5 protein-coding genes and 1 tRNA gene are annotated in these 6,104 nt (G+C 74.5%); 4 read left to right on the top strand and 2 right to left on the bottom strand.

The annotated features are described in order from the left end of the window. Positions 1-162: 162 nt before the first annotated feature. Positions 163-1,251, bottom strand: a complete 1,089-nt coding sequence (locus HCN52_RS20905; RefSeq protein WP_168090001.1) for an enoyl-CoA hydratase/isomerase family protein — start codon at positions 1,249-1,251, stop codon at positions 163-165. Between the two features lie 311 nt (positions 1,252-1,562). On the opposite strand from HCN52_RS20905, the gene HCN52_RS20900 reads away from it, so the two are divergent. Together HCN52_RS20900 and HCN52_RS20895 are read left to right on the top strand one after the other, a co-directional pair. Continuing rightward, positions 1,563-1,635, top strand: a tRNA-Lys gene (locus tag HCN52_RS20900). A gap of 143 nt (positions 1,636-1,778) precedes the next feature. Beyond that, positions 1,779-2,273: a hypothetical protein gene (locus tag HCN52_RS20895; RefSeq protein WP_168090000.1), complete on the top strand. Its 495-nt coding sequence runs from the start codon at positions 1,779-1,781 to the stop codon at positions 2,271-2,273. A 143-nt stretch (positions 2,274-2,416) separates the two neighbouring features. On the opposite strand, the gene HCN52_RS20890 is transcribed toward HCN52_RS20895, so the two are convergent. After that, positions 2,417-3,340: an RICIN domain-containing protein gene (locus HCN52_RS20890; RefSeq protein ID WP_168089999.1), complete on the bottom strand. Its 924-nt coding sequence runs from the start codon at positions 3,338-3,340 to the stop codon at positions 2,417-2,419. Between the two features lie 596 nt (positions 3,341-3,936). Here HCN52_RS20890 and HCN52_RS20885 point away from each other — a divergent pair. Together HCN52_RS20885 and HCN52_RS20880 are read left to right on the top strand one after the other, a co-directional pair. Then, positions 3,937-4,608 (top strand): hypothetical protein, encoded by a 672-nt coding sequence (locus HCN52_RS20885; protein WP_168089998.1) that lies wholly within the window; start codon positions 3,937-3,939, stop codon positions 4,606-4,608. A gap of 734 nt (positions 4,609-5,342) precedes the next feature. Continuing rightward, the coding region (locus HCN52_RS20880; RefSeq protein ID WP_168089997.1) for a peptidoglycan recognition protein family protein at positions 5,343-6,104 on the top strand (762 nt) is incomplete at its 3' end.

The following is a 6,104-nucleotide window of genomic DNA, read 5'->3' as shown; positions in this document are numbered from 1 at the left end:
CCCACTGTGGCCGACCGGGCCGCGGCCGGGAGCAGCGGTCCGCCAGGACGTCGAAAGGACCTTGCGATGCAGCGGCCTGCCCGACCTCGCACACGCCGTGCGGTCCGGAGAGAAGCCGGTGAACGGCCCGCCGCCCGGCCCGGAGCGGAGCGCGCGCCGTGCTCAACTCGCGCCGTCCACCGCCCACGGCAGCTCCAACTCCCGCCCCGGGCGCGGCGCGAAGCAGCGCTCCACCTCCGCCGTGTCGACCTCCGACAGGGTCGCGGGGGACCACTTCGGGTCGCGGTCCTTGTCGACCAGCTGCGCCCGGATGCCCTCCATCAGATCCGGGGCGGCGAGCATGGCGCAGGAGACGCGGTACTCCTGCCGCAACACCGCGTCCAGCGAGGGAAGCCCACGAGCCCGGCGCAGCGCTGCCAGCGTCACCTTCAGCGAGGTCGGGGACTTGCTCCCGATGGTGTCCGCCGCTGCCGCCGCGTCCGCCGTGCCGGCGTCGCGCAGCCGGCGCAGGATCTCCTCCACGGTGTCCGCCGCGTAGCACCGGTCGATCCACTCCCGCGCCTGGGCCAGCCGGGCGGGCGGCGGCGCGGCCGCGAGCCGGGCCACCACGTCCGCTGCCGGCTCCGTCGCCACCGCCGTCAGCAGCTCGGGCAGCGACGAGGAGGGTACGAAGTGGTCGGCCAGCCCGCACAGCAGGGCGTCACCCGGACCGACCGGGGCGCCCGTGAGCGCGAGATGCGTGCCCAGCTCCCCCGGAGCGCGGGACAGCAGGTAGGTGCCGCCGACGTCCGGCACGAAACCGATCGTCGTCTCGGGCATCCCGACCTGCGAGCGCTCGGTCACCACGCGCACCGAGCCGTGGGCGGAGACACCGACGCCGCCGCCCAGCACCAGCCCGTCCATGACGGCGACGTACGGCTTCGGGAACCGGGCGATCCGGCCGTTCATCCGGTACTCGTCGTGCCAGAACCGCTCGGAGGCGCCGACGGCCGCCGACTCTCCGGCGGAGCGCACGTCGTCGAAGATCGCCCGGACGTCGCCCCCCGCGCACAGCCCCCTATCGCCGCTCCCGGTCAGGACCACCGTCCTGACCGCCGGGTCCTCCTCCCAGGCGGTGAGGGACTCCTCGACCGCGAGCACCATCGCGTGGTTGAGCGAGTTCAGTGCCCGGGGCCGGTTGAGGGTGAGGAAACCGGCTCCCCCCTCGACGTGACGCAGCACCGGCGCGTCACCGCCCGCTCCCGCGCTCATCGCGCGGCTCCGTGCGCTCCGGCGTGGTGGTCGGTCAGCCGCTGCATCGCAAGGTCCTTTCGACGTCCTGGCGGACCGCTGCTCCCGGCCGCGGCCCGGTCGGCCACAGTGGGCGCCGTCGGCCGCCGGGGCGACCGGCGCACCACCACAGCCGATCATGCCTCCGCCACGCCCGCGGGGACAGAGCCCCGCCGCGGAGCCGCGCCCCGCCCGGCCCCGTCCACCCATCCGACCGGGGGCTCCGCGGACCCCCGACCGGACCACGTATCACCTGCGACGCCGACGCGGCACGGCCGCTATGCTGCTCTAGCGGGCCGTTAGCTCAATTGGCAGAGCAGTGGACTTTTAATCCATTGGTTGTGGGTTCGAGTCCCACACGGCCTACTGGTCGACCCGCAGGTCGCTGACGCACGAGGGCCCGGATCGCCTGCTCAGGGCGGTGATCCGGGCCCTCGTGCTCACTCGTTGCTCACTCGAAGGCGCTGTTGGAGCGGGACGTGTCCCGCGCGCCGCGGGGAGGAGCGCGGGTGGGGGAGGAAGCGGCGGTGGCCGCCGGGATGCCGTTCCGGGGCCCGTTGCCCAACGGGGCGACAGGGTTCCCGCGCCGTGCCGCGGGCGCGCTGCCCTCGGTCGCGCCCGGTGAGTTCCGCGCGGTGCTGCACCACGCGGCGCGCGCCGCAGGCGGACGGCTCCTCGCGACGACCGAGCGCGTCCACCCGCTCACCTACCACCATGCGCTGATCTCCGACCGGCAGGGCGACCACACCGTCCTGGGCCACTGCCACCTGCGCTGGATCGCTTTCGCCGACGGCGTGGCGGAGGTCCACCGGGAGGAGTTCGCGGCGCCGCCGTCCTGGGCGGCGGCGTTCGGCCACGGCGGCTTCGCGGTGCTCAGCAGGGAGACGCTGCGCCTCGATCTGGACCGGGCGGGGCGGGACGCACTGACACCGTTCGAGTGGCGCGAGGCCCGGTACCACGGGACCCGGACCCTCGGGGGCGCCGTGTTCAACCGCTGGGACTGACCCGGGGGTCGGGCGCGACGGCCGGCGGTCGTGGCTCCGGCGACGCCCTGCCGGGTGGCGACGTGCGACGGCCCGTGGTGCGGGTGGTCCCCGTGCCACGGGCCGTCTTCATCGCCGCTCGGCGGCGGCTGCCGCGATGTTTCTCAGCGACGCTCCAGCGTCCAGCGCTGGGCGCCCGCGTCGTTGCAGTTCCACTGGTGGATCTTGGCGCCCACCTCGGACGAGTTGCCCGCCACGTCGAGGCAGTGGCCGCTGACCACCGACCGCAGTCGGAAGACGCCCTCGCCCGTGCTCTCCACGCGCCAGCGCTGCGCGTCGGTGCCGTTGCAGTTCCACTGGTGCACCTTGGCGCCGGGGGACTGTGAACTGCCGTTGACGTCGAGGCAGTTGCCCATGGCGTGCAGGTTGAAGACGCCGTCGTCGCCGTCCTTGCGGAGGGTGAACTGCTGGGCGGTGGAGTCGTTGCAGTTCCACTGGTGGAGGTCGGCGCCGGAGCTGGTGACGCTCCAGGCGACGTCGAGGCAGAGGTTGTCGCCGGTGCCGGCGCGCAGTCGGAAGGTGCCGCCGTCGCCGAGGGCGGAGACGGCGTTGTTGGCGACGGCCCCGGCCTGGGCCGCCGGCTTCGCCTGTGCCTTCTCCTTCTCCTGCTGCTCGGCTTCCGCGTCCTCTTCCTGCTCCTCTTCCTCCTGCTCCTCTTCTTCCTCCTCCTCGGACTCGACCTCCTCGACGACCGCGGCGGGCGGGGCCGCCACCTCGATCACGTCGGTGAGGTCCTCCTCGGCCTCGTTCTCGTCCTCCTCCTCTTCTTCCTCCGCCGGGCTGGGTGCCGGCTTCGGGGGAGTCGCGGGGGACTTGGTCGACGAGACGGGGGCGACCAGTGTGTCGTCCTCCTGGTCGCCGGGGATGACGGCGGACGCGCCGTAGGCCGTGGCGGCCACGAGGGCTGCCACGGCGACGCTCCAGGCGGTGGTGGTGTAGACCCGCTTACCGGGAAGCAGGCCGCGGCGGCCCACGGTCGGTCGCCGAGCGAAGGTGTCGGCGAACTTGGGGCTGGGCTCCTGGGTCATGGGCGATACCTCAGGGTCGGAGTAGACGGGGTGCGGGACGCCCGGAGCGCTCGGCCGTACTCCACGCCCGGCTCCCGCGACCCACCGGCATGCGGTGGCAGCGCACGGGTCGGGCTGCGAGTGGGCGGGACGGCGGAACGGTCGGCATCGTCGGCTGGCTCCAGCTGCGCGTCACGGGGGTCCGCTGCTGAGGCTATGCCCAGCTCGGGCGTGCGCGAAGTTGCGGGTACGTTGCGCCTGTTGCCAAGCGCGACATACCGGCACGGAACCACCTCACGCCAACCTCTGAATTGTGTGTCGGTTCTCCGAAGAAGCGACACTTCGCCATGTTCGGTGCGGAGGTGACCGCCGCCGCGGCCGGCCCACCGCGTGCCCGCGCGGCCCGACGGGCTGCACCTCCCGCCGCCGCTGCCCGGCCCCCGCCCGGACCGGCGTGCCACGACCGTACCCCGTGTCGCGCGGGAGGGCGCTCCCGGCGCGTGCCGGTGACCACGCCACCGGCCGCCACCCCGTGCGCGGCGGAGTGCATCACAGCGCCCGCGAACCGCTGCCCCCATCGACGGGCAGCCGCACGCCCGTTGGGGCAGGGTGCGGGCATGACGTACACAACGCGCGCCCGGCGGGCCGCACTCCCCACCGCAGTGCTTCTCCTCACCCTCGTCGGCTGCTCCGCCGACACCACCGACGACTCCGCCGGAGGCGCCACCCCCGACCCGGGGCAGACGGCCGAGGACCCGGGCGGCCCCGGGCCCGACGACGACGCCGGAGGGGAGGGCGGCACGGGGGCGACGCCCGGCGGCGGCATCCCCGAGTCGATCGCCGCGCTGGCGGGTGTCGATGTCGCCGACTGGGCGGAGCACCTCGCCGGCGTCCACGGCGTCACCTGGACGCAGTCCGGGGTCGAGGTCGCCACCGGCGACGGCGCGGGCCGGCTGCGGTGGCAGACCGACACCCGGGAGGTCGAGGGCGGGCTGCGGCTGGCCGCCGAGGCATGGACCGACGCCGACGGGCGGGCCACGCAGATCAACTGCACCGCCACCGAGGTGCCCGATGTCGCGGCGGGACAGTGGGAGTTCCTCACCGACTGCGTCACCGCCGCGGGCATCGAGGGGGTCGAGCGGCGAGCGGCGGAGGTGTGGGTCACCGATGCCTTCGCCGCGCTCGGCAGCAGTGAGGAGACCACCCGGGACAGCACCGTCATCGGCGGCGCCGAGATCACCGCATCCCGTTCCACCGACACCGCCTCCGTGACGATCACGGCGCCCTGAACCCGCGGCGGGCGTCCGGGGCCGTCAACGGCCGCGAGTCGCCGAGGCCCAGGTCCGGGGTCGCCGAGGTCCGGAGATGCGGAGGCGGAGATGCGGAGGTCGGGGGTCGCCGAAGCCCGGAGATGCCGAGGTCGGGGGTCGCCGAGGCCCGAAGGCGCGAGACACAAGAGACGAACAGATCGGCCGAACACCCCCGCCCGGAGCGGCCCCTGCGGGGGCCACCGGCCGACCGGGCGCCCCGCGTTCCGGTCCCCTCACCCCCGGGACGCCGTGTGACCCGGTCCGCCCGCCCACCGCGCCGACCCTGCCGCGACCTGCGCGGGAGCCCTGCGCTGCGGACGGCGGGCGCACGCCGGTGCGCCACCGGGGGCGCGGGCCGAACGCACGACGTCCGAGAGAACACACTTCCGGCCAACTGCGGTCTCCGCGGCACACCTTGGGATGACACGCGCGGCAGTTCGCACCGAACGGCGGACGCTGCGGCTACGTTGGTCCGCCCGTACCACTGAGCGAACGACAACAAGGCGAGTTCCGAACGCACGTTCCGGTCGCCGGGTCATCCGGTATCCGCCCGAACAGGCGGCGGCCGGGCCCGGGCCCGGGCCCCCACACGCCGCCCTGCGTTCTCCCGACCACCCATCCACCCGCCGCTCCGACGCCCGGCACCCCGGACGTCCAGCACCCGTCGCGGCCAGCCGCCACGACGCACGAGACCGGACCCCATGGAGGCTCCGATGGCCACCCCCCTCACACCGGCCAACCTGATCACAGCGCTCCGAGCCGAGGGCGTCGACGTCGTCGAGGTCGGCTCCTGGCGCACCCACAACCGCGGCACGCGCGGTACCGGCTGGGGCCCCGTGAACGGCGTGATGATCCACCACACCGTCACCTCCGGCACCGATGCGTCGGTCCGGATCTGCCGCGACGGTTACGCCGGACTTCCCGGACCGCTCTGCCACGCGGTCGCGGACAAGGAGGGCCGCATGCACCTTGTCGGCCACGGCCGCGCCAACCACGCGGGGAACGGCGACCCCGACGTCCTGGCCGCGGTGATCCGCGAGGAGAAGACCCTCCCCGCACCCCGCGCTTCCAGCCAGGACGGCAACTCCCGTTTCTACGGCATCGAGGCGATCAACCTCGGCGACGGCAAGGACCCCTGGCCCGCCGCCCAGCTGGAGGCCATCGCGCGCTACACCGCCGCGATCTGCCGCGCCCACGGGTGGAACCAGTACAGCGTCCTCGCGCATGCCGAGTGGCAGCTCGGCAAGATCGATCCCCGCGGCCCGGGCAAGAACGCCTCCGCGATGATGAAGGACTTCCGCGCCCGCGTCGGCACACTGCTCGACGGCAAGCCCGGCGCCGGCGCCGCCTCGCTCGCCGCGCCGGCGAGTGACGCGGCGGTCCCGCCCGCCCGTGAGTCCGCCGACCGGAGGGCGCCGGAGGGCGCCGGAGGCGCCGCCCGCCGGCGCCCGACGAGCCGATGCCGGTCTCCCGCG

The sequence above is a fragment of the Streptomyces bohaiensis genome (genome assembly GCF_012033785.1).
GTDB lineage: Bacteria > Actinomycetota > Actinomycetes > Streptomycetales > Streptomycetaceae > Streptomyces > Streptomyces bohaiensis.
Note: the sequence above shows the minus strand (reverse complement) of the source record. Positions and strands in the feature narration are given on the sequence as shown.